Annotated in this window: 25 protein-coding genes, 2 riboswitches and 1 other annotated feature; of the genes, 18 read left to right on the forward strand and 7 right to left on the reverse strand. The window is 41.6% G+C overall.

Features of this window, described 5'->3' with window-relative positions; translation table 11 throughout:
• The first annotated feature begins 143 nt into the window (after positions 1-143).
• From LCD32_RS05915 to LCD32_RS05930, 4 genes are read left to right on the forward strand one after another with little or no spacing between them, the layout of a single operon-like run.
• Positions 144-1,085 (forward strand): LD-carboxypeptidase, encoded by a 942-nt coding sequence (locus LCD32_RS05915; RefSeq protein WP_019743455.1) that lies wholly within the window; start codon positions 144-146, stop codon positions 1,083-1,085.
• A complete protein-coding gene (locus LCD32_RS05920) occupies positions 1,082-2,161 on the forward strand; it encodes a dipeptide epimerase (RefSeq protein WP_224563157.1) in 1,080 nt (359 codons plus the stop codon). The genes LCD32_RS05915 and LCD32_RS05920 overlap by 4 nt, the downstream gene beginning before the upstream one ends.
• The gene (locus LCD32_RS05925) at positions 2,161-3,078 is read left to right on the forward strand and encodes an NlpC/P60 family protein (protein WP_224563159.1); all 918 of its coding nucleotides are present in this window, start codon (positions 2,161-2,163) and stop codon (positions 3,076-3,078) included. Before LCD32_RS05920 ends, LCD32_RS05925 begins: the two co-directional genes overlap by 1 nt.
• Entirely contained in the window at positions 3,068-4,036 is a 969-nt protein-coding gene (locus LCD32_RS05930) for an ABC transporter ATP-binding protein (RefSeq protein ID WP_065460234.1), read from the forward strand. The genes LCD32_RS05925 and LCD32_RS05930 overlap by 11 nt, the downstream gene beginning before the upstream one ends.
• A 61-nt stretch (positions 4,037-4,097) precedes the next feature.
• Here the strand turns inward: LCD32_RS05930 and LCD32_RS05935 are convergent, their stop codons facing one another.
• Complete coding sequence (locus LCD32_RS05935; protein WP_046343349.1) at positions 4,098-4,958, reverse strand: dimethylarginine dimethylaminohydrolase family protein; 861 nt, start codon at positions 4,956-4,958, stop codon at positions 4,098-4,100.
• A 179-nt stretch (positions 4,959-5,137) separates the two neighbouring features.
• Between LCD32_RS05935 and LCD32_RS05940 the strand changes: the two genes are divergently transcribed.
• From LCD32_RS05940 to LCD32_RS05960, 5 genes are all read left to right on the forward strand, one after another.
• A complete protein-coding gene (locus LCD32_RS05940; RefSeq protein WP_008346212.1) occupies positions 5,138-5,659 on the forward strand; it encodes an acyl-CoA thioesterase in 522 nt (173 codons plus the stop codon).
• A gap of 114 nt (positions 5,660-5,773) precedes the next feature.
• Positions 5,774-6,100, forward strand: a complete 327-nt coding sequence (locus tag LCD32_RS05945) for a PadR family transcriptional regulator (RefSeq protein WP_052320600.1) — start codon at positions 5,774-5,776, stop codon at positions 6,098-6,100.
• A gap of 4 nt (positions 6,101-6,104) precedes the next feature.
• Positions 6,105-6,857: an HAAS domain-containing protein gene (locus LCD32_RS05950; protein WP_017359130.1), complete on the forward strand. Its 753-nt coding sequence runs from the start codon at positions 6,105-6,107 to the stop codon at positions 6,855-6,857.
• Between the two features lie 110 nt (positions 6,858-6,967).
• Positions 6,968-7,456 carry a small multi-drug export protein gene (locus tag LCD32_RS05955; RefSeq protein ID WP_019743449.1) on the forward strand — a complete coding sequence of 163 codons (489 nt, stop codon included), beginning with the start codon at positions 6,968-6,970 and terminating at the stop codon, positions 7,454-7,456.
• A 16-nt stretch (positions 7,457-7,472) separates the two neighbouring features.
• Positions 7,473-8,018 (forward strand): GNAT family N-acetyltransferase, encoded by a 546-nt coding sequence (locus tag LCD32_RS05960; protein ID WP_065460236.1) that lies wholly within the window; start codon positions 7,473-7,475, stop codon positions 8,016-8,018.
• Here the strand turns inward: LCD32_RS05960 and LCD32_RS05965 are convergent.
• Positions 8,013-9,071, reverse strand: coding sequence for a bifunctional transcriptional activator/DNA repair enzyme AdaA (locus LCD32_RS05965; protein ID WP_065460239.1), 1,059 nt, complete (start codon positions 9,069-9,071; stop codon positions 8,013-8,015). The two genes, LCD32_RS05960 and LCD32_RS05965, sit on opposite strands and share 6 nt — an antisense overlap.
• A 199-nt stretch (positions 9,072-9,270) precedes the next feature.
• Positions 9,271-9,381, forward strand: a riboswitch (guanidine-I (ykkC/yxkD leader).
• 66 nt (positions 9,382-9,447) lie between these two features.
• Here LCD32_RS05965 and LCD32_RS05970 point away from each other — a divergent pair.
• The gene (locus LCD32_RS05970) at positions 9,448-9,777 is read left to right on the forward strand and encodes a DMT family transporter (RefSeq protein WP_017359127.1); all 330 of its coding nucleotides are present in this window, start codon (positions 9,448-9,450) and stop codon (positions 9,775-9,777) included.
• On the forward strand, positions 9,774-10,088 hold the full coding sequence (locus LCD32_RS05975) for a DMT family transporter (RefSeq protein WP_017359126.1): 315 nt from the start codon (positions 9,774-9,776) through the stop codon (positions 10,086-10,088). Before LCD32_RS05970 ends, LCD32_RS05975 begins: the two co-directional genes overlap by 4 nt.
• Positions 10,089-10,121: 33 nt before the next feature.
• Here the strand turns inward: LCD32_RS05975 and LCD32_RS05980 are convergent, their stop codons facing one another.
• Positions 10,122-10,307: a hypothetical protein gene (locus LCD32_RS05980; protein WP_017359125.1), complete on the reverse strand. Its 186-nt coding sequence runs from the start codon at positions 10,305-10,307 to the stop codon at positions 10,122-10,124.
• Positions 10,308-10,470: 163 nt separating this feature from the next.
• Between LCD32_RS05980 and purU the strand changes: the two genes are divergently transcribed.
• The 6 genes from purU to LCD32_RS06010 all read left to right on the forward strand — a co-directional run bounded on the left by purU (position 10,471) and on the right by LCD32_RS06010 (position 16,040).
• Positions 10,471-11,373 carry a formyltetrahydrofolate deformylase gene (gene purU, locus LCD32_RS05985; protein ID WP_007498809.1) on the forward strand — a complete coding sequence of 301 codons (903 nt, stop codon included), beginning with the start codon at positions 10,471-10,473 and terminating at the stop codon, positions 11,371-11,373.
• Between the two features lie 43 nt (positions 11,374-11,416).
• Positions 11,417-11,635: a binding site (T-box leader), on the forward strand.
• Between the two features lie 56 nt (positions 11,636-11,691).
• Complete coding sequence (proB, locus tag LCD32_RS05990) at positions 11,692-12,789, forward strand: glutamate 5-kinase (protein WP_224563190.1); 1,098 nt, start codon at positions 11,692-11,694, stop codon at positions 12,787-12,789.
• Positions 12,790-12,801: 12 nt separating this feature from the next.
• Positions 12,802-14,049: a glutamate-5-semialdehyde dehydrogenase gene (locus tag LCD32_RS05995; RefSeq protein WP_224563193.1), complete on the forward strand. Its 1,248-nt coding sequence runs from the start codon at positions 12,802-12,804 to the stop codon at positions 14,047-14,049.
• Positions 14,050-14,174: 125 nt separating this feature from the next.
• A complete protein-coding gene (locus LCD32_RS06000; protein ID WP_072367674.1) occupies positions 14,175-15,311 on the forward strand; it encodes a tetratricopeptide repeat protein in 1,137 nt (378 codons plus the stop codon).
• Complete coding sequence (locus tag LCD32_RS06005) at positions 15,301-15,435, forward strand: hypothetical protein (protein WP_008346190.1); 135 nt, start codon at positions 15,301-15,303, stop codon at positions 15,433-15,435. The genes LCD32_RS06000 and LCD32_RS06005 overlap by 11 nt, the downstream gene beginning before the upstream one ends.
• Before the next feature lie 176 nt (positions 15,436-15,611).
• Positions 15,612-16,040 (forward strand): organic hydroperoxide resistance protein, encoded by a 429-nt coding sequence (locus tag LCD32_RS06010; protein ID WP_007498801.1) that lies wholly within the window; start codon positions 15,612-15,614, stop codon positions 16,038-16,040.
• A 33-nt stretch (positions 16,041-16,073) separates the two neighbouring features.
• On the opposite strand, the gene LCD32_RS06015 is transcribed toward LCD32_RS06010, so the two are convergent.
• Entirely contained in the window at positions 16,074-16,520 is a 447-nt protein-coding gene (locus LCD32_RS06015) for a MarR family winged helix-turn-helix transcriptional regulator (protein WP_008346188.1), read from the reverse strand.
• A gap of 161 nt (positions 16,521-16,681) precedes the next feature.
• Here LCD32_RS06015 and LCD32_RS06020 point away from each other — a divergent pair, with 161 nt between their 5' ends.
• Positions 16,682-17,101, forward strand: a complete 420-nt coding sequence (locus LCD32_RS06020) for an organic hydroperoxide resistance protein (RefSeq protein WP_008346186.1) — start codon at positions 16,682-16,684, stop codon at positions 17,099-17,101.
• A gap of 65 nt (positions 17,102-17,166) precedes the next feature.
• Here LCD32_RS06020 and LCD32_RS06025 read toward each other — a convergent pair whose 3' ends face one another.
• The 3 genes from LCD32_RS06025 to LCD32_RS06035 form a co-directional block, all read right to left on the reverse strand.
• Positions 17,167-17,637: a nucleoside deaminase gene (locus tag LCD32_RS06025; protein WP_224563196.1), complete on the reverse strand. Its 471-nt coding sequence runs from the start codon at positions 17,635-17,637 to the stop codon at positions 17,167-17,169.
• A 142-nt stretch (positions 17,638-17,779) separates the two neighbouring features.
• Positions 17,780-20,068 carry a 5-methyltetrahydropteroyltriglutamate--homocysteine S-methyltransferase gene (metE, locus tag LCD32_RS06030; RefSeq protein WP_041092339.1) on the reverse strand — a complete coding sequence of 763 codons (2,289 nt, stop codon included), beginning with the start codon at positions 20,066-20,068 and terminating at the stop codon, positions 17,780-17,782.
• Between the two features lie 155 nt (positions 20,069-20,223).
• Positions 20,224-20,416, reverse strand: a riboswitch (cobalamin riboswitch).
• Between the two features lie 113 nt (positions 20,417-20,529).
• The gene (locus tag LCD32_RS06035; protein ID WP_007498796.1) at positions 20,530-21,489 is read right to left on the reverse strand and encodes a S8 family peptidase; all 960 of its coding nucleotides are present in this window, start codon (positions 21,487-21,489) and stop codon (positions 20,530-20,532) included.
• Between the last annotated feature and the right edge of the window lie 440 nt (positions 21,490-21,929).

Raw genomic sequence — 21,929 nt, forward strand, 5'->3', positions numbered from 1 at the left:
GACAAAGGGTTAAAATAAAGTTCATTTTAACCCTTTGTCAACAATCTGGGACGCTTTGAAAAAAGCGTCTGTTCCTTTATTCGTTCATGTTATGAAGAAGATGCCCATAGATTGAAAGAAACGAAGAGAAAGAGGGGATTGGCATGAACCATCTGCCAGTGGCACTTCAAACAGGAGATACAGTGGGAATCATTGCACCAGCAAGCCCGCCTGATGAGCTGAAATTAGCAAGAGGTATTTCTTTTTTAGAAAGCTTAGGGCTAAAGGTGAAAAAGGGGAAGTATATCGACTCCCGGTATGGTTATTTAGCAGGTCATGATCATGAACGAGTGGAAGATATTCATTACATGTTTCAAGATCCAGACGTGAAGGCAGTGATTTGTGCTTGCGGAGGTTACGGAACAGGAAGAATTGCAGAAGCCATTGATTATGACTTGATTCGCCGGAACCCAAAAATCTTTTGGGGATACAGTGATATTACGTTTTTACATACAGCGATTCAGCAGCAGACGGGTCTTGTGACCTTTCATGGTCCAATGCTCTCCTCTGATGTGGGACTTGAGGAGGTTCATCCGTATACAAAAGATACCTTTTTACAGCTATTCACTCCGAAAGCCTTTTCGTATACGAACCACCTGTCACCTCTTCACACTTTTTATCATGGCACGGCTTCAGGCGAAATCACCGGAGGAAATCTTGCCCTTATCGTCACGACACTTGGTACACCTTTTGAAATTGATACAAAGGGGAAGCTTTTATTGATAGAAGATATTGACGAAGAACCATATAAAATCGATCGAATGATGCAGCACTTAGCATCTGCAGGAAAATTACATGATGCTGCGGGATTTATCATTGGTGATTTTCATCAATGTGAGCCGAAAAAGAAAGAGCAGTCGTTAACGCTCGATCAGCTATGGGAGACGTATATTGTCCCGCAACAGAAACCTGCACTTGGCGGCTTTCGGATCGGTCATTCATCTCCAAACTTCGCCATTCCAATCGGCGTGCAGGCTACATTAGATGCTACAGGGAAAAAACTGCATATTTCCCCAGGTGTTGCAGCGAAAGAGGCGATCAAATGAAAATCGTAGATGTTTGCACATGCAGAACGAGTGTACCGCTAAAGAAGCCTTTCAAAACAGCATTAAGAACGGTGTATGACGCCGCATCTCTTATTGTGATCATCACCTATGATCAAGGTGATGTCAGCTATGGAGAGGCAGTGCCGACATCGGTCATTACAGGTGAAACACTGGAAAGCATCGACTATGCTATTTGCGCTGTGATGAGGCCGATCTTGATTGGGGCCTCATTGTCACAATATGAACAAATCTTTTCAGCGATCGACCGTGTACTTGTAGGAAACACGAGTGCAAAGGCTGCAATAGATATGGCGATTTACGATGGTTTAGCGAAGCAGGCTGGCCTGCCGCTTTATCAATATCTTGGTGGTTATCGTGATCAGCTGGAAACGGATTATACGGTCAGTGTCAACCGTCCGCTAGAAATGGCAGAGGATGCGAAGCAATATGCAGCTGAAGGCTTTCGTACCTTAAAGATCAAAGTGGGAAAAGATGATATAGAGACGGATATTCAGCGGATCAAACGGATTCGAGAAAAAGTCGGGCCGGATATTCAAATCAGGCTTGACGCCAACCAAGGCTGGACATGGAAGGAAGCGGTTGTGGCCATTCGAAAAATGGAGGCATTCGATATTGAACTAGTCGAGCAGCCAGTGCCTAAAGAAGACATCGAGGGTCTGCGCCGGGTGACGGAAGCAACAGACACATTGATTATGGCAGATGAAAGTATTTTTAGCCTCCATGATGCCATCAAGGTGTTAGAAACGAGAAGCTGTGATCTCATCAACTTAAAATTAATGAAAACAGGCGGTATCAAAAAAGCGCTGAAAATCAATAGTTTAGCAGAAGCATACGGCGTCAAGTGCATGGTTGGCAGTATGATCGAATCAAAACTAGGGATTACCGCAGCCGCTCATCTTGCTGCAAGCCAGCCGAATATTACCCGTTATGATTTTGATGCGCCGCTTATGCTTAAAGAGGACTTAATAGACGGAGGAATTATCTATCAAGGAAAAGATATTCTCTTTCCGCCGCATCATGGGTTAGGCATTCAAAGAGTGAAAGGGGTCTTATGATGTTATATGAATCAAAGGTTCCAGTCGCAAATATATGGACAGCACCGCAGTCGCCGAGAGAAATGGATCGACACGTTCTTCAAAGTTCCGTCCAGATCAAAGAATGGATTGATCAGCAAACATATGAACAGAAATTGGCCTTATGTGAAGAAAACCTTATTCAAACCCAAGTACTGCTTGGCGAACGAGTCATTGGGCTGGAGGAAACAGATGGCTGGATGAAAGTTGTCATCCCGCAGCAGGCAAGCCGGAAACACCCGCAAGGCTACCCAGGTTATATCCCTGTAGAGCAATTAAATGAAGTATCAGAGAGTGAACCACCTGCTAGTCCCTTGATTGTTTGTCAGAAAAAAGCGGTTTTATATCAAAACGGAACACCGGATATGGAGGTTAGTTTTTTAACAGAACTAGCACCTGTTGAAGAAATGAGCGATTCCTTTGATGTTCTAACTCCAGTAGGAAGAAGAGAAATCAAAAAAGAAGATGTGCGCCGTGCTTCATCACCTTCTTCTATGAGCGGTAAGGATGCCTTAGCCATAGGAAAACAATTTATTGGACTGTCATATTTGTGGGGCGGCATGAGCAGCTATGGCTACGACTGTTCGGGTTTTGTTTACAGTATGTACAAAGCGTGTGGATGTTTATTACCGAGAGACGCAAGTGACCAAGCAGTTCAAGGAACCCCAGTCGCATCAAATCATTTGGCGCCAGGTGATCTCATGTTTTTTGCCAATGACAATGGGAAGGGAGCAGTTCGCCATGTAGGGATGTATGCTGGAGATGGCATGATGCTTCATTCGCCTAAAACGGGCAGACAGATTGAACTTCTTACTCTTGCTGGTACTTCATATGAACAGGAATGGGCAGGAACAAGGCGGTATTTGAAAGCTGAGAGGGGGAGATGTGATGGGAAGTGAACCACTTCTGCAAGTCAACAACTTAAAAAAGCATTTTCATCTATCGAAAGGAAGAACGTTAAAAGCATTAGATGGTGTCACCTTTCAGCTGAAACAAGGCGAAACCTTTGGTCTTGTTGGTGAGTCAGGCTGCGGTAAATCTACACTTGGAAAAGTGCTCATGCGGCTTTATGACCCGACAGAAGGTGAAGCTTTGTATGAAGGGAAAAGTCTCCATCACTTATCGAACCGTGAATCATTTGATTTCAATAGACAAATTCAAATGGTGTTTCAAGATCCGTATTCTTCTTTAAATCCTAGGCTCTCTGTAAAAGATATTATGCTAGAACCGATGGAGATCCACCAATTGTATGGCAGTCAAAAGAAAAGGCTCGCACGTGTGAAGGAACTGCTTGAAGCGGTGGGGCTAAGTCATGATTTTGCTACACGCTATCCTCACGAATTCAGCGGAGGACAAAGGCAAAGAATAGGGATTGCTAGGGCACTCGCCTTATCGCCAAAGTTTATTGTGGCAGATGAACCGATTTCTGCACTAGATGTATCCGTTCAAGCTCAGGTCGTGAATTTGCTGAAAAAACTGCAAAAAGAAGAAGGATTGACGTTTTTATTTATTGCCCATGATTTATCGATGGTCAAATATATCAGCGATCGAATCGGTGTCATGTACTTAGGACATCTTGTGGAAATGACTAGCAGTGATGCTTTATATAAAACACCGCTTCATCCATATACACAAGCATTGCTGTCTGCTATCCCGATTCCAGATCCTGATGTGGAAGATAAACGCAAGCGGTTTATTTTAAAGGGAGAAATTCCAAGTCCAGTGAATCCGCCAAGCGGCTGCGTATTTCGGACAAGATGTCCTGCTGCAATGGATGTATGTGCGGACAAAAAGCCAGTATTACAAGCAGTCGAAGATGGACATGAAGTGGCCTGTCATTTATATGATAGGAAATAGATAGAGGGAAGAAGACAAGCGTTTAAAAAGCCAGCGAGTAAACAAGCTGGCTTTTTGGCTTTTATGAACGCCTAATAGGTAATGTACAGCATCTAAAAGAGCCGCCGGATTTAATGATTTCTGAAAAATCTACTTCAATGACGGTGTAGCCGCGGGCTGTTAATGCAGCATTTGTTTCTTGGTTGATTGGTAAGCTGATGACTTTTTTCTGACCAATGGACAACACATTTGGTCCAAGTGTGAACTGCTCTTGCTCACTTATTTCAATGAGATCATAATGCTTTGTGAGCATCTGAAGATCCTTTTCCGTAAAAGCTTCAGGGTAAATCAAGATCTCATGATGAGAAAGAATATTCATCACACAATCAAGATGCAAAATGTGAGAAGGAAGATGAATAGGAATGATGTCGTGATTCGGCAGTTCTTTTTTGAGCTGCTGGATGGCGACTAGATTTGTTCTTTTGCTGATCCCCACAAATACACGGGTTTGGTCTATAAGCACATCGCCGCCTTCAATCGTTCCATCATCCAGCGTGATGGTTGTCCATCCTTTTGTCTGTGCCCATTCTTTTAAGGAATGTTCTTCTCCTTGTCTGACAGGGGCTGCCATGTTTGAAACAAATAAAGTCTGTCCAATTGTAAATCCAATATCCCGAGTGAAGACTTGTTCAGGGAAACGTTCATTTGCAGGAAGAAGGACAGGCCGGACATGATGGTTTTTCAGCGTTTGGATGAATTGCTTATGCTGCGTGAGGGCTTTGATTTGAGAAATATTTTCTCTTGCAAAATGCTTTTGGGTTTCATTGATGATCTGTTTAATTTCCATATAAATTGGACTGCATAAGAGGACTTCTTGTAAATCATCATATTCACTCATACATTGCGGCGTTTTGTACACTTTCTCTGATTTCATAGAATCCATCAAAGGGCCTCCTTGTTTATCGATAGTTATATTATTCCTCCTTCTAGTAAATGTTGAAACATTTCCGAAAGAAAATCTCTCATGAGAGACTAAAGCAAAAAGTTTAGACAAACCTAATAGAATAGTGTTTAATAAAAGTCGTTCCGCATCAACGAAAACAGCAAGAAGGAGCTATGACGATGAGTGAAGAAAATTTCAAATACTGCAAGGAATCAAAAGTTGTGAAAACCAGCAGGGTATTCCCCCTCGATACGAATAACCACCAAACGTTATTTGGCGGGAAATTAATGAGTTATATAGATGACATTGCTTCCATCTCGGCAGCAAGACACAGCCGTAGTGAAACAGTCACCGCATCAATGGATTCAGTTGATTTTTTAGAGCCGATTGGACAGAAAGAGTCCGTCTGCTTAGAATCTTATGTGACATGGGTCGGCACATCTTCTATGGAAGTATTCGTCAAAGTCATTAAGGAAAACTTGATGTCTGGAGAGCGCAGACTCGCAGCAACTTCATTTCTTACATTTGTCTCGCTTGATGAAAACGGGAAGCCAAAACGAGTTCCACAAGTCATGCCGGAAACAGAGGAAGAAATCATGCTTCATCAAACAGCGAAGCAGCGGGCAGAGGAAAGAAAAAGCCGCCGAAAGCATAGTAAAGCTTTGGCTGACGCACTTGGGACGGATAAGCCTTGGGCGTAAAAATCACCCTTTAAGCGGTGATTTTTTTCTATGTCGGTATCTTGCATGGCAAGATAGTGTGTGGTAAGATCAAACTATCTTGTCATGCAAGGTACTGAAAGCGGAGGATTGATGATGACGCAATCAACACAAATGCTAAAAGGAATTTTAGAGGGATGCCTACTGTCCATTATTTCTGAAGGTGAAATTTATGGATATGAAATGACAAAGAAGCTTGCGCACTATGGATTTGATCAGATTAGTGAAGGAAGTATTTATCCGATCTTGCTGCGTATGCAAAAAGAACAGCTGGTCAGTACGTCCACAAAAGCATCGGCGAGCGGGCCGAAAAGGAAATACTATACGCTCACACAAAGAGGCGAAGAAGCGCTGACAGATTTTATCATGCGATGGAAAGAGCTGTCAGAGAATGTAGAGCGATTATTACATAAAGGGAAGTGAGAAGTTGGTAACAAAAGAAACGAGACACATCTTATTAGAGCTGCAACTCTATCTCATATCAAAAGGGAAAAATCAGGACGAGATCGACGAAGTGATGGATGAATTAACGACACATGCTGTCGAAGCTGAGAAAGATGGGAAAACAGGGGAAGATGTATTTGGCGGAGATCCACGGGGCTTTGCTGACGAGCTAGCGAAAGAGCTCTCTAGAAATCATAAAGACTGGGTTCCGTTTGTCAGTGCTTTTTTAATTGGATCTCTTTTTTACATGATGTTAGCAGATGCCATTAGTCAAAGTTTATCGTATTCTTGGTATGCACTCATTGGTTATCCGCTCATCATAGTGGCCAATGTGATCATGACCATTGTGATGTTTAGAGCTTCTGCCTTTCAAACAAGCAGGAGGGCATTCTTTTACTTTTGGATATTAGGTGTTTTTCAGATGACAGCCTTGATCACAGTGAAATTATTGGACCAAAAACTTGGTACTCCTTTACTTGTGCTGACCTCGAGCCAAAGATGGGGCGTCATTCTTCTGTTGCTGCTGTGTATTGTCTTATTAAATGCCATATTAAAGGCGAATATGGTGTCGCTCATTCCGGTGATCTTCTTTGGACCGCAACTCCTATTCGAATGGCTTGGATGGACATCACCTCTCATGCTTCTTTTCACAAGTCTGGTATCCATTGTGATTTTAGTCTTGCTCACAATTGCTTTTTTACGGAAAACAAACAAGAAAAATGAACATTTAATGTAAATAGAGCACATCACTTGCGATGTGCTTTTCTTTTTCTAAAAAAATGTAGATATGGGATCACATTTTTCTTTACAATGAGAAGAGGACAAAAATGAAAAGGGGTTCTGTGATTGGATATTGTATGGGGGTATGTACTCGTTTTTATATTGGCTGCTTTACCTTTCTTTGAAGTGGTTGGTGTCGTTCCGCTGGGGATTTTAAGTGGTCTGCATCCTGTGACAACGGCAGTTATTGGATTCGTCGGCAACTTTCTTACCGTCTTGCTACTCATCGTCTTCGTGGACCGATTTAAAGCGTGGTGGCTGAAGAGGAAAGAGGAGAAACATGATGAAAAAGGAGAGAAAAAACAGCTGAAAGCCAGAAAGGTTTGGGAACGGTATGGTCTCCCTGGTCTGGCACTTATTGGTCCTTTTATTATTGGCAGTCATTTAGCGGCTTTTATGTGTATGAGCTTCGGTACGAAAAGAAAACAAGTCGCTGTGTGGATGACGGTCAGTTTAATCATGTGGACCGTATTAGCAGCTAGTTTAACGGGTGCGGGCTTCCATTACTTTGCCCCAGATTCAAATGGGTTGTTCGGGGATATTTTTAGCAAGTAAGCAGGGGGGATAAAAAATGGCACATCAAACACGGATCGTGCTTGAAACAGAGCGCCTCAGACTGAGAACAATGGATGAAGACGATGCGCCTTTTTTATATGAAAAGCTGTTCCAAGATGAAGAGGTCATGAAGTATTATCCTTCACTAAAGGATGAAAAGCAGACAAAAGAGTGGGTTGCTTGGAATCAAAAGAATGACCGCACGTACCATACATCCCTGTGGATCATTGAAGAAAAAGAAACGAAAGAACCACTTGGACAAAGCGGAATTGTTCTCCAAAACGTCGAAGGACAAACAGAGCTTGAAATTGGCTATATGCTAAAGAGATCGGCATGGGGAAAAGGATATGCTGTTGAGGCTGCAAAAGGCTGTCTTGCGTATGGTTTTGACGATATGAAGGTGAGGCGAATGGTCAGCTTAATTCGCCCTGACAATGAAGCGTCAGTCAAGGTCGCAATGAAAATGGGGATGAAAAAAGAAAAAACCATTTCAAAATGGGATCAAATGATTGATGTTTACAGTGTTACTCGTGACGGAAAAAGCGGCTCGCTTGAATCATAAGGAGAGCCGCTTTTTCTTTTGTTCTAACTGAAGTAAATATTTCTTTCGTTCGATTCCCCCGCCATATCCGCCAAGTTCACCGCTTGTTTGAATGACTCGGTGACAAGGAATGATGATGGCCAACTGATTGGCACCATTTGCATTTCCAACTGCCCGAACCAAATGGGGATCGCCAAGCATGATGGCAAGATCTCGATACGATCTCGTTTCGCCTGGTGGAATCTGTAAGAGAAGATCCCATACCTTTTTCTGAAAAGGGGTGCCATGTATAGCAAGTGGTACAGTAAACTGCGTGAGTTTCTTTTCAAAATATAAGGCCAATTCCTTAGCTAATTGCTGATGGACGTTTGTTTCTCCAACTAAAATACGGGCATGATGTTTTTTTCTGATGTTCTCAATTTCTCTTTCTAATCCTCGCCTGTCCATAAATTCAAGCAAATACACATGGGTTGCATCTGAAATGCTCATCATCCGCCCAATCGGAGTGGAAATAAAATTCGCATGCAAAATATTGACTTGCGCCTTTTTGGGTGGATTCCCCATGATTTTCGTAAAGGCATCATTGAAGGCACTGGAAGACTCGTAACCGAAGGTGACTTGCTGATCAATGACTTTTTTTCCGTTCAGAATCTCTTTAAACGCTAGTCCCATTCGGCGTGATCTAGCATATTGAACAAAGGTCATTCCATAGATTTCTTTGAATTTTCTCCGAGCTGTTGCAGAGTGAATACCTAATTGGCGAAAATCTTCTTCTTTCCACCGTTTCTCAGGACTCTCTTCAACTGCTGATACAAGTGTTTTGACTTCTTCTGGAATGCTGTTAGGATATGTTAAAGGCGTGCATCGCTTACACGGCCGATACCCTGCAAGCAGCGCCTCCTCTGCTGTAAAGAAAAACTCGCAGTTCTCATATTTTGGTTTTCTAGCAGTACATGTGGCATGGCAGAAGATGCCGGTTGTTTTAATACCAGCAAAAAACGTGCCGTCATATTGTGGATTCTTATCAACAAGTGCTTGATAAAATTCGTGTTTTTGTTCGTCGGTCATCATCATTTGATCCACCTCTTGTTTTATTATATCAGTGATGTGGTCGTTCCTCTTTCTAACATTTAGTATACTTCGCTTTCATCCACTTTCTTTCGAAAAATGAACAAGTATATTTGAAGGGGAAAAGCAAAGTGGTAGACCGGCATATCAGGGTGTGATACACTTTTTCATACAGAATCGGCTTTACGCTAGATCTGCTTATCATGAATTGGTTTTCTAGGGTTCCGTGCGGCAGCGCAGTCTGGACCGAGAGAAAACACATAGGGTCCTCTAAGAATGGGCCGTATGGACACGGAGGGATAAAAGCCCGGGAGATTTGATCAAACGATCGATTTCCGGGCTTTTTTTATTGCTTGGAATCGGTAAGAAAGGAAGAGATCGAATGAAATGGGGAAATGTTTTGATTGCAGCCGTATTTGAAGTCGGCTGGGTAATGGGGTTGAAATATGCTGACTCTATATTGGAATGGAGCGCAACCATCGTTTGTATTGTCGTCAGCTTTTATCTACTCCTGAAAGCCACGACTGTACTTCCAGTTGGCACACTTTACGCCGTTTTCACTGGACTTGGAACAGCAGGTACGGTCATAGTAGGGATGGTCATGGGTGAGCAGGTACAGCTAGTAAAATTACTTTTGATTATGGTCCTTTTAAGCGGTGTATTAGGACTCAAATTGACCACAGGTGAAAAGAAAGGGGAGGCTGAATCGTGAGCTGGCTTTTACTCATTGGGGCAGGCATCTTAGAAATGCTTTGTGTCACCATGATGAATCAATTCCAGAAAGATCGCCATGTCAAATGGATTTTCTTCATAGCAGCTGGCTTTTCGCTATCTTTTTTGATGCTGTCTCTTGCGATGAATACAATTCCGATGGGAACGGCGTATGCGATTTGGACAGGAATCGGAGCAGCTGGAGGAGCGATTGTTGGGATGCTGTTTTATGGTGAGTCGAAAGACGCAAAACGTATTTTATTTATCGCACTCATTTTATCAGCAGCGGTCGGGTTAAAAATCATTGAATAAGAAAAGGCTGGCAAACATGTGCCAACCTTTTTGCTACATCGAATGATGATTGGAATCGTTCTCATTTTTGCGGTAAAGCTGACTCACAAGCAGAAAACATACACCAAATGTAAGTAAAGGAATGAGTCTTTCTCCGGTCATAAATAGATAAATGCCCGTGATGAGACATACGATGCCGAGCCAAAAGCTCACTTTACCAAACAAAGTCATGTTTTTCATCTCCATCACTCCTTTTGTGATAAAAGGTCTATTCATATTATATCACGCTAGGTGCAGAATTGAATGAATATTCAATAAAAAACACGACGCTTAATTGCTTTTTCTCTTTCCAGTCCAGTATAATATTTCATTAGAATGAAAAATGTAAATGAGGTCATAAGACATGAGAACATTGATTACAGAGAAACTTGAATTACACAGACAAAAGCATGAGCAAAAAGGAAGGCTTTTAGTCAGCTGCCCGGATCAGCCTGGTATTGTGTCAGCTGTTTCTACTTTTTTATTTGAACATGGAGCAAACATCATTGAATCTAGTCAATACACAACAGATCATGAGAGCGGCCGATTCTTTTTAAGAATTGAATTTGATTGGAAAGACATTTCTGCCAACTTAGATCAATTGAAAAGCAGCTTTGAGCCAATTGCGCAATCATTTCACATGACGTGGAGCATGTCGCGTGCAAGTGATCTGAAAAAGCTGGCGATCTTTGTATCCAAAGAGCTTCATTGTTTACATGAACTTTTATGGGAATGGCAAAGCGGTAATTTAATGGCTGAAATAGCGGTTGTCATCAGCAATCATGAAACGGCAAAAGATACAGTCGAAGCACTCGGCATTCCATTCCACTTCGTGAAGGCAAATAAAGACATTCGTCAAGATGCAGAAAAACAACAGCTTGCATTATTAGAAGAATATGATATTGATGCGGTTGTGCTTGCGAGATACATGCAAATTTTGACGCCAGCCTTTATTGAACAGCACCCGAACAAAATCATTAATATTCATCATTCCTTCTTGCCGGCTTTTATAGGGGCTAACCCTTACAAGCGTGCATATGAGCGAGGGGTTAAACTGATTGGCGCGACTTCCCATTATGTCACCAATGATTTAGACGAAGGGCCAATCATTGAACAGGATATTGAGCGGGTAGATCATAGAGATGATGCAGAGGCATTAAAAAATATTGGCCGCACGATTGAGCGCAGTGTGCTTGCCCGTGCTGTCAAATGGCATCTAGAAGATCGAATCATTGTCCATGAGAATAAAACGATTGTGTTTAATTGACCGCTTGACTTTTCTGAAGCAATTGGTGATAATATAAAAAAATTAACGAGCGTTGAGAAGGAATAGTAAGCAGGACCTGCTGTGTAAAGAGAGCAAATGACACGCTGAAACATTTGCCACAGACAGCTGCTGAACCTACCCTTTGAGCCTTAGAGGAAAAATCTAAGCGCATGCCTGGCGTTACAGGAGTTGAGTGGAATAAGCAGACGTATGCTTATTCAATGAAGGTGGTACCACGGAAAATCCCTTTTTCGTCCTTTACATAAGGAGAAAAAGGGATTTTTTATGTGGTGAAAGGTATAGCGGAGGGAATCAATGATGAAAAAGCAAAGGATCGTCATAAAAATTGGTAGCAGTTCATTAACAGAGCAAAAGGGAACCATTGATGAACAAAAAATGCAGGATCATGTCAAAGCCATCGCAAAGCTAAAAGAGGCAGGGCATGAGATCATTCTCATTTCGTCAGGTGCCGTTGCGGCGGGATTTGGCAGTTTAGGATATCCGTCAAGACCTGTGACCTTAAAAGGAAAGCAGGCTGCTGCTGCTGTTGGTCAAGGCTTGTTAATGCAGAAATATACAGAACTATTTTCACAGTTTCAGATGACGCCTGCACAAATGCTTTTAACACGTAATGACTTTTCAGATCGTACAAGATATCGAAATGCTTACGCAACGATGATGGAACTGCTCGAAAGAAAAATTTTACCGATCATTAATGAAAATGATTCTGTGTCCATCGAGGAGCTTACCTTTGGTGATAATGACATGTTATCAGCACTGGTCAGTGGCTTAATTCATGCAGACCAATTGATCATTTTAACAGATATCAACGGAATTTATGATGCCAATCCAAGTGAGAATCCTGATGCGAAGCGGTTTGATGTGCTGACTCACATTTCAGATGAATTGTTCTCATATGCGAAGAGTACGGGTTCAAAGGTTGGAACAGGCGGGATGAAATCTAAGCTTTCAGCTGCACAAACAGCTCTCTCCCTTGGCGTTAAAGTCTTCATTGGCACAGGTGCAGGAGAAGACAAGCTTCTTCACATTCTCGCTGGTCAAGGGGACGGCACATATATTGGTGAACAAGACTTATCATCAGTCAATAACCGTCGCCAATGGATTCAATTCCACTCACCAGTCTCTGGGAAGATCATGATTGATGCGGGAGCAGAGGCGGCGATTTTGCATAATGGAAGGAGTCTTCTTCCAGCTGGTGTCATTGATGTGGCTGGTGAATTTTCTAAAGGAGAGGTCGTCGAAGTTGTTGGTCCAAACGGGTTAGTCGGTAAAGGGCAAACATTGTATGATTCTGATGAGCTTCTTGGCATTAAAGGGATGCGAAGTCAGGAGCTTTCTTATGAAAAACCTGAAGTCATTCACCGAGATCACTGGGTTCAGCACATACAAAACTGAGGAGGGAAAACGATGAATGAAGTTCTAGAAAAAGCAAAAAAGGCAAGCGCAGCAAAAGATCAGCTACTATTAAAAACAACTGAACAAAAGAATGCTGCATTAGACGCTATTGCAAAAGCATTAAAAGCATCTTCAGCGTATTTAATTGCCGAGAACCAAAAAGATGTTCAGGCGGCTATAGACAAAGAGTTCACGCCATCTGTGATCGACAGAATTACATTAACAGAAGAGAGAATTGAAGCGATTGCAGACGCTACGCATCAACTCATTCAGCTCAAAGACCCAATTGGTGAAACATTAGAGACCATTCAAAAAGAAAACGGGCTTTTCATTGAAAAAGTACGTGTGCCTCTTGGAACGGTTGGGATGATTTACGAAGCAAGACCAAACGTGACAGTCGATGCGGCCACTCTTTGCTTGAAAACTGGAAATGCTGTGATTCTTCGAGGAAGTTCATCGGCCATTCATAGTAATAAAGCGATTGTGAAAGTCATTCATGAAGCGCTGCAACCAACGGATATTCCCGTAGACAGTGTACAATTGATTGAAGATACAGGCCGTGAGACGGCTAAAACCCTGTTCACTTTAAATGACTATCTAGATGTCCTGATTCCACGTGGCGGGAAACATTTAATTGATCTTGTTGTGAGAGAGTCTACTGTTCCAGTACTTGAGACGGGTGCAGGGAATTGTCATATTTACATTGATGAAACAGCTCAAAAAGAAATGGCTGAACAAATTGTTCTGAATGCGAAAACACAAAGACCATCTGTTTGTAATGCCATTGAGAGCATTGTCATTCATGAAACATGGGCACAAGAACATGGCGCTTCGCTCTTTGAAGCACTTCAGACACATGGTGTAGAGATACGGGGCGATGAAGCAGTATGTGCAATTGCACCGAGTGCCACATTAGCTAAGGCCACTGATTTTGAAACGGAATTTTTAGCGCCGATTGTCAGTATTAAAACCGTCAAGACCATGGAAGAGGCGATACAGCATATTCAAATGTATAGCTCTAAGCATTCTGAAGCGATCATTACGGAAAACGAGCAGCATGCGGCACTTTTCTTAACAGCCGTTGATGCTGCCGCTGTGTATCATAATGCATCTACCCGGTTTACAGATGGCTTTGAATTTGGCTACGGAGCGGAAATCGGCATTAGCACACAAAAATTGCATGCTAGAGGACCAATGGGTCTGCCAGCCCTAACCTCTGAAAAATTTGTCATTCGTGGGCAAGGACAAATAAGAGAATAACCGATTCAAAAAGAGAGTCTTATCGCACAAGGCTCTCTTTTTCCTTTCATTTTTGTATTTCTTCGGTCAAGTATGATAAAATATGGTAATGTTTTATATTTTGAGAAGATTGGAGAAGGCAACGTATGGCGAAAATCATTCCCTCTTCGGATATTGGAGTGAAAATCAACAAGTGGTATGAATTAATCCGCAGATTTGATTCAGAACAAGCAGAACAGTTAAAGCAGGAAATTCGCACCTCTCTTGATTCAATGGAAGAAGATCAGAATTTGCTTCTCTATTTTTCTTTAATGGAATTCAGGCATGAGGTCATGCTCGATTATTTAAAGCCATTAAAGGAAGGAAAGCTTCGCGCCAACTTTTCCGAGCTTTCGAAAGAAATAGATGAGCATCAAACGCATGTCACAGGCATGCTTGAATATTACTATCATTTCTTCAGAGGCATGTATGAATTCGGCCGGAGAGAGTACATTGCTGCCATATCGTCCTATCAAAAGGCAGAGCACAAGCTTTCTTTTGTATCCGACGATATTGAACGTGCAGAATTTCATTTTAAAATGTCAGAAATATATTATCACATGAAACAAACACACATTTCGATGCACCATGCCAAACTAGCGCTGGATGTCTATATTCAGCACGAACTATATGCGCTTCGTACCATTCAGTGTGAATTTATTGTAGCCGGTAATTATGATGATATGAGAAGGCATGAAAAGGCATTGCCACATCTCGAAAGAGCACTTGCAAGATCAAGAGACTTTCAGAATGTGCGTTTTATTGCTTCTTCTTTGTTTAATATGGGCAACAGCTATTACAGAATGGGAGACTTGAACCGCGCACTCGACTTAATGAAAGAATCCATCTCATTATTTGATCAAAACCAATCTGATCATCTTCGTCGATCGATAGACCCTCTTTATACAGCCGCTCAGATCTTATACAAACAAGGTAAAAACAATGAAGCATTATATTACAGAGAAGAATGTATGAAACGAGCAGAAGCTCTGCAGGATGACATTCATATTCAGAAGACCATTTTTTTAGAAGCATTGTACTTACGACAAGATGCAGAGCATATTAAACAGATTTTCCATTTTTTAGAATCTTCCTATGCATATCCAGATATAGAAGAGCTGGCTTTAGACACCGCAAAGTATTATAATGAAATGGAGGATTATGAAAAATCTTCCATGTTCTATGGGGAAGCGGAACATGCTCGTATCTATATTCAGAGAGGGGATTGTTTATATGAATTTTAAAAAATGGGCAGTCGTCTGTACAAGCATCACGATCTTGGCATTATGGATCACATCACCTAATGCCGACCCCGATAACAGAAACCATACGCTAGAAAAACCGAATCCGCAGCATATCACGATCTAAAAAGCCCTTTTTAAAGGGCTTTTTTTATTGACCGCTTCAATCATCGTAGGTTGCACATTCATAAAAATAAAAAATGGAGGAAAGATGAAAGTGAGTGTTTTTCATTGACTCTTGAATTTAGATTGTGTACAATTCAATTGTAGAAAATATTAATAGAGCGAAAGAGGGTTATATTCATGTCAGAAGTTTTATTTACTGCAACGGTATCAGCTGTAGGAGGAAGAGAAGGTAAGGTTGTGTCAACAGATGGCGTACTAGAGCATGATGTAGCAATGCCAGGAACGCCAAGAGCGAAAAAGCTTGAGAAAGCAACGAATCCAGAGCAATTATTCGCAGCGGGCTATTCTGCATGTTTTGATTCAGCTCTTCAAATGGTCGCAAGACAAGAGCGTATCCGTTTTGAAAGTGAAGTAACGGCACATGTAAGCTTAATCAAAGACAGTTCAGACGGCGGTTTCAAACTAGGTGTCAAATTAGAAGTAAAAGGAACTGGAATTGAGCAATCTGCACTTGATGAACTTGTTCATAAAGCACACGGCGTTTGCCCATACTCAAAAGCAACGCAAGGAAACATTGAAGTAGAATTAGTAGCTGTCGCTCAATAATAGACATCAAAAAAAGGCTGAGGGAATATTCCCTCAGCCTTTTGATTGTGTTAATTTTTGCAAAAGCTCATGTAAAGAAGCGCGAAGTGTTTTCAGCTCTTCTTCTGATCTGCCTGTTCCAGACAGCATTTGAAATGGAATCGAAGTGGCCTTCTCTTGTAAAGCTTCTCCGTATTCTGTTAAACGAATTTGGACCGAACGCTCATCCTCTTTCGAACGTTCACGGATGATGAGTCCATTTTGTTCCATTCGTTTTAGCATAGGTGTGAGTGTACCGGAGTCTAAATATAAAAGCTCTCCCATTGTTTTCACATTTAATGTCCCATGCTCCCATAACAAAAGCAGTGCCAAATATTGCGGGTATGTGATATTTAACTCTTCTAATAATGGTTTATACTGCTTTGTCATTTCTCTTGAACTTGCATATAACAAGAAACAAAGCTGATTTTCCAGCTTCATATGTTCAAATTCATTTGTCATATCTGTCACCAACTATTTTTTGTCATACTTATCATTGTATAAGATTTTCTTCCTTTTTAAAATAAATACAGACTAAAAATGAAAAATTCTTCAATGTGCCATAAATGTTTGAGCAACGAATAGAACGTGAAAGGTATAAGTAGAAGAAGGAGGAGATCAAGATGAAACCATTATTTACTGCAAAAGTAAAAGCACAGCACGGAAGAGCAGGACATGTTCGTTCTGATGATGGTGTGCTTGACCACAACATTGTGATGCCAAACGCAAAGAAAGATGGAGAAACTGGTACGAATCCTGAACAATTATTTGCAGCGGGTTATGCGGCCTGCTTCGGAGGGGCGCTTGAACAAGTCGCTAAGAAGCAAGGTGTCGAAATTGAATCAGAAGTAGAAGGACATGTTAGTCTATTAAAAGATGAAAGTGATGGCGGTTTTAAACTTGGCGTGAAGCTGATTGTTTCCGCTAAAGGGCTTGACCATGACAAAGCGAAAGAGCTTGTTGAGGCTGCACATGAATTCTGTCCATATTCAAAAGCAACAAGAGGAAACATCGAAGTAGAGCTTGAAGTGGCGGAATCATGAAAAGAAAAAAGGGCTAAAATTTAGCCCTTTCTCACTGACACCTGCTGTGGAGCAGGTGTCTTTTTTTAATATTCTTTCTTTTTGTCGTATGTGTCCCATGCTTCAAATGGAGCATGGGTTTTTTGAAGGGTCAGCTGGTAAAATGGAATGTTTCTTGATTCGTATTCTTTGTTGATTTCTTCATAAATAAAGGAGTCATCAAAACCAGAAATCGCTGCATCCTTGTGTCCAGCGGCAAAATATACGGCCTTTGGTCTAGCCCAATAGATAGCACCAAGACACATTGGACAAGGCTCACAGCTTGTATACAAAATACAGTCTTCTAATTGATATGTATGTAGTGTTTGGCACGCCTTTCGAATAGCTGTCACTTCTGCATGTGCAGTTGGATCATTACTCGTTGTGACATTGTTGCTTCCCTCTGCAATAATCTGACCGTCTTTGACAATGACCGCTCCAAAAGGGCCGCCTGTGCCACTATTTACTCCTTCTACTGCAAGATCAATTGCGCGTTGTAAAAAAGCTTCGTGATTCATTGGCTTCCTCCCTTTGTTCGACTGACTTCTCTAGTATAAACGAATCATGATAGAAAAGGAATCATTGTAGGAGGAGATCGAACAGGACAATTTACGCATAAAAAACCCCTGCCAAATGTTCAGCAGGGGAAGAGTGAGTCCATTATGCGTGCTGCGCTAGCTTTTTACGAGCGACTTCAGCAGCTGTCACCATGTTTTTCAAAGCAGCAATGGTTTCAGGCTCTTGTCTTGTTTTCAGTCCACAGTCAGGGTTGACCCAGAAGCGATCTGTCGGACATACGTTCAGTGCATCATCAATGATTTTACTCATTTCTTCAACAGATGGAACGCGCGGGCTGTGGATGTCATATACCCCAAGTCCAAGACCTTTCAAATACGGGTGTTTTTCTAAATAATCGAGGAACCCGCCATGACTGCGTGAATGTTCAATCGTAATCACGTCTGCATCAAGGTCTTCAATCGTATCAACAATATCCTCGAAGTTGCTGTAGCACATATGTGTATGAATTTGCGTTTCATTTTGAACAGACGATGTCGATAGACGGAATGACTCTGCTGCCCAGTTTAAGTATGCTGCCCAATCACTCTCTTTTAAAGGAAGACCTTCTCTTAGCGCAGGTTCATCCACTTGAATCACTTGAATACCCGCTGCTTCTAACGCTTCTACCTCTTTGCGTAAAGCAAAAGCGATTTGGAAGGCAATGTCTTTACGAGAGATATCTGTTCTTGGGAAAGACCAGTTTAAGATCGTGACAGGCCCTGTCAGCATTCCTTTGACTTTTTTCTCTGTTAAGCTTTGAGCGTAAACCGTCTCTTTCACTGTCATTGGCTCTGTAAATTCTACATCTCCATAAATGATCGGCGGCTTCACGCAGCGTGATCCATAAGATTGAACCCAAGCGAATTTTGTAAAGGCAAATCCAGCGAGTTTTTCACCGAAGTATTCAACCATGTCTGTACGTTCAAATTCTCCATGAACGAGTACATCTAGGCCAATCTCTTCTTGAATATCAATCCATCTTTTTGTTTCTTTTTTAATAAATTCATCATACTCTGCATCTGTCCACTCATTTTTGCGCCATTTTTGACGAGCACTGCGCACCTCAGCTGACTGAGGGAAGCTTCCGATTGTTGTGGTTGGAAGAAGCGGCAGTTCAAGAGATTCATTTTGAATGCGTAGTCGTTCTTCAAAAGCAACTGGACGTTTAAAATCTTTTGATGAAAGGCTGTTGCGCTCTGCTGTCAGGTCCGCATTCGTTCCTTTCGCGAATTCTTTTAACGTCAGAAGTGCTTCATTTGCTGCATGGATGTCTGCATCAATGGCAGCTGCTCCTTTTGATAAGCCTTCTTTTAATAGCGTTAATTCAGCCAGCTTTTCAGTGGCATAAGAAAGTCCGTTTAATAGTTTTTCTTCAAGCTGTTCGCTCGGATGTTTTGCAACTGGTACATGTAGCAGGCTGCTTGAAGGCTGTAGCCATACTTCTTTTGGCTGCACGTCAGCAATCACTTCAGAAATAAACGATAATCTTTCTCCTAGATCTGATCTCCAAATATTTCTGCCGTCGATGATACCGGCTGCTAAAATTTTATCTTTTGGGAAGCCGTGTTTTTTCAATTGTTCAAGGTTTCGTCCTTGATCATGGACAAAATCAAGACCGATGGCTTCAACAGGATACGTGACAAGCTCTTCATAGGCATCTACTGAGTCAAAGTATGTTTGAAGGAGAACGTTTAAGGCAGGTACAGCTTCTTTAATCGTTTGATAGATGGCTTTTACTGCTTTCACGTCTTCACTTGAAGCTGTGACTAAAGCAGGCTCATCAATTTGAACCCATTTTACACCGGCTTCTTCAAGCTCTTTTAACAACTGAGTATAAAGCGGCACTAGGCGTTGCTGAATCTCTTTCACTTCATTGGCTTCATAGCCTTTAGAAAGAGAAACAAATGTATAAAGACCAAGAACGACAGGTTTTGTTTCAACACCAAACGCTTTTTTCACCTTTTCGTATGCTTCGAGCGGTTTGTTATGTGTGAGTTTGAATTCTGTGCTTTTTTCGTATTCTGGAACGATGTAGTGATAGTTTGTATTAAACCATTTTGTCATTTCACTTGAGACAGCATCTTTTGTTCCTCTTGCCATCGCAAAGTATGTATCTAGCGGGTCTTTCAAGCTGCGGAAGCGCTCTGGAATCCAATTGAACATAACGGCAGTATCCAGCACGTGATCATAGAAGGTAAAGTCTCCAGAAGGAACAACGTCAATTTGTTGATCAATTTGAGTTTTAATAGCGGCTAAAAATTGTTCATCGAGTGTGCTTAAGAGGGTTTCTCGGTCAGTTTGACCTTTCCAATAAGACTCAAGTGCTTTTTTCCATTCTCTGTTTAAACCAATTCGCGGGAAACCTAGATTACTTGTTTTAACAATTGTCAATTCCAATTCCTCCTCTAAATATAAAAAGACACTCACACTCATGGTCAAGATTGATGAGGGCAAATGTCTGGTTTAAAAAGACAAAATGTGTGTGCGAAAGAAGGCGTAAGTATCAATGACGAACGCTTTTCCGACATCTCCTATCAACCGTAGGGGGTTTGATGTGATAGAGCGGCTGGTATCCTGGCTAGTGAATCTGCAAGCTTTTCATCCTTCCCATCTTTACGACAGTGGATTATTAACGAAAAGCTCTCCTCACTTACAGTGGCGGGACCGCGCCGGATTTTCACCGGTCTTCCCAATTAAAATTCGATGTGTGATCGAATTACCGACTCTCAAACTATGAATTTATTGTGTTCGATTATATAACGTTCACTTCATTTCGTCAAAGTAAATTTTGAATAATTTTAATTAAAAAAATCCTGAGAAAATTCTATCTTTTCTCAGGACCTAACATGTACCTATAGAGACAAAAGTTCTGCTTCCAATGTTTTCTCAAGAAGCACATCTGGTGCAGTTAAATATAAAAACCCGTTTCCTACAAGGGTTTTCGATTGTTTTAGCGGAAGGGTTCTCCGTACGAGCTGAGCATATACCTCAGGTTCTGTCAGCTTACGCTGGAACGCTTCTTCTTCGGCATTTTTAATAATGGCGAGTGCACCGCTCACATGAGGGGCAGCCATGGAAGTGCCTGTTAGTCTTCCGTATTTATGGTTAGGGAGAGTGGATAAAATGTCTTCACCTGGAGCGACGAGGTCGATTTCTTTATTCGCATTGGAGAATTCAGAGGATTCTCTTGCAAGAGAGACAGAGCCGACGGCAATGACCTCGTTGTATGCAGCTGGGTAGGAGAACTCTTCAGTACGCTCGTCTCCGTCACCTTCATTTCCTGCTGCGCAGACAACAAGCACACCACTGCTTACCGCATGTTGGATGGCTTTTTGCAGTTCTGGTTCATTGCTTGGCCCACCGAGAGACATGGAAATGATATCAACCTTCTGCTCAACCGCATAGTTAATGCCATTGATAATCCATTCGTATTTCCCACTGCCATTTTTCCCTCCAAGAACTTTCACGATCAACAGCTTGGCTTCAGGCGCAACACCTAAAATGCCACCATTTTGATCTGTTGCTGCAATCGTTCCTGATACATGGGTACCATGCCCGTTGTAGTCTTTTACATTCTCAGCATCGCCATTGTCATCATCGGTAAAGTTTTTTCCTCCGATAATCTGATCTTTTAAATCGGGATGCTCCGTGTCGCAACCTGTATCAAGGACAGCAATGGTTATGCCTTTTCCTTTGAAGCCACTTGACCAAAGTTCGGGTGCTTTAATCTCCTGAATACTTTCCGGCGTCTCTTTCGCTTCCATCACATTGGCTTTTACTTCATACGGAATTAAGCGAATTTCACCTTTCATAAGAAAGCCCTCCTTATTTTGTTTTCAAAGTAGATTCAGGTTGCGTAATGTTATTGTATAAAACAAATGTTTGATCGGAAAGGGTCAATTGTAATAATTTTTCAAATAATCAAATAATTATTTATTGTGCAGTTCTCCTCATATCTTGCCGAAAGAAGTCACCTTTTGAAGAAAACTCTTAGTATCATATGAAAAAGAAGCAAATGCTGCATAGTGAGCTTGCACCTGTACAGATGAAAATGGGTGAAAAGAACTAAAAAAGGCAGATCGAAAAAACAATCATATAAGGAGATAGAGGATGACAGAAAAGAAAAAGGTACATGCCATGTGCAGATGATTGTTTTTTCATTATAATGATCGAAAGAATATAGAATGTAAAAAGTATTTGACATTTTTTAAGCGGATGATATAATCAAAATGTAAAAAGTGTTTGACATTTT

Origin of the sequence: Bacillus sp. RSS_NA_20 (assembly GCF_020165915.1) — a bacterium.
GTDB lineage: Bacteria > Bacillota > Bacilli > Bacillales > Bacillaceae > Bacillus > Bacillus altitudinis.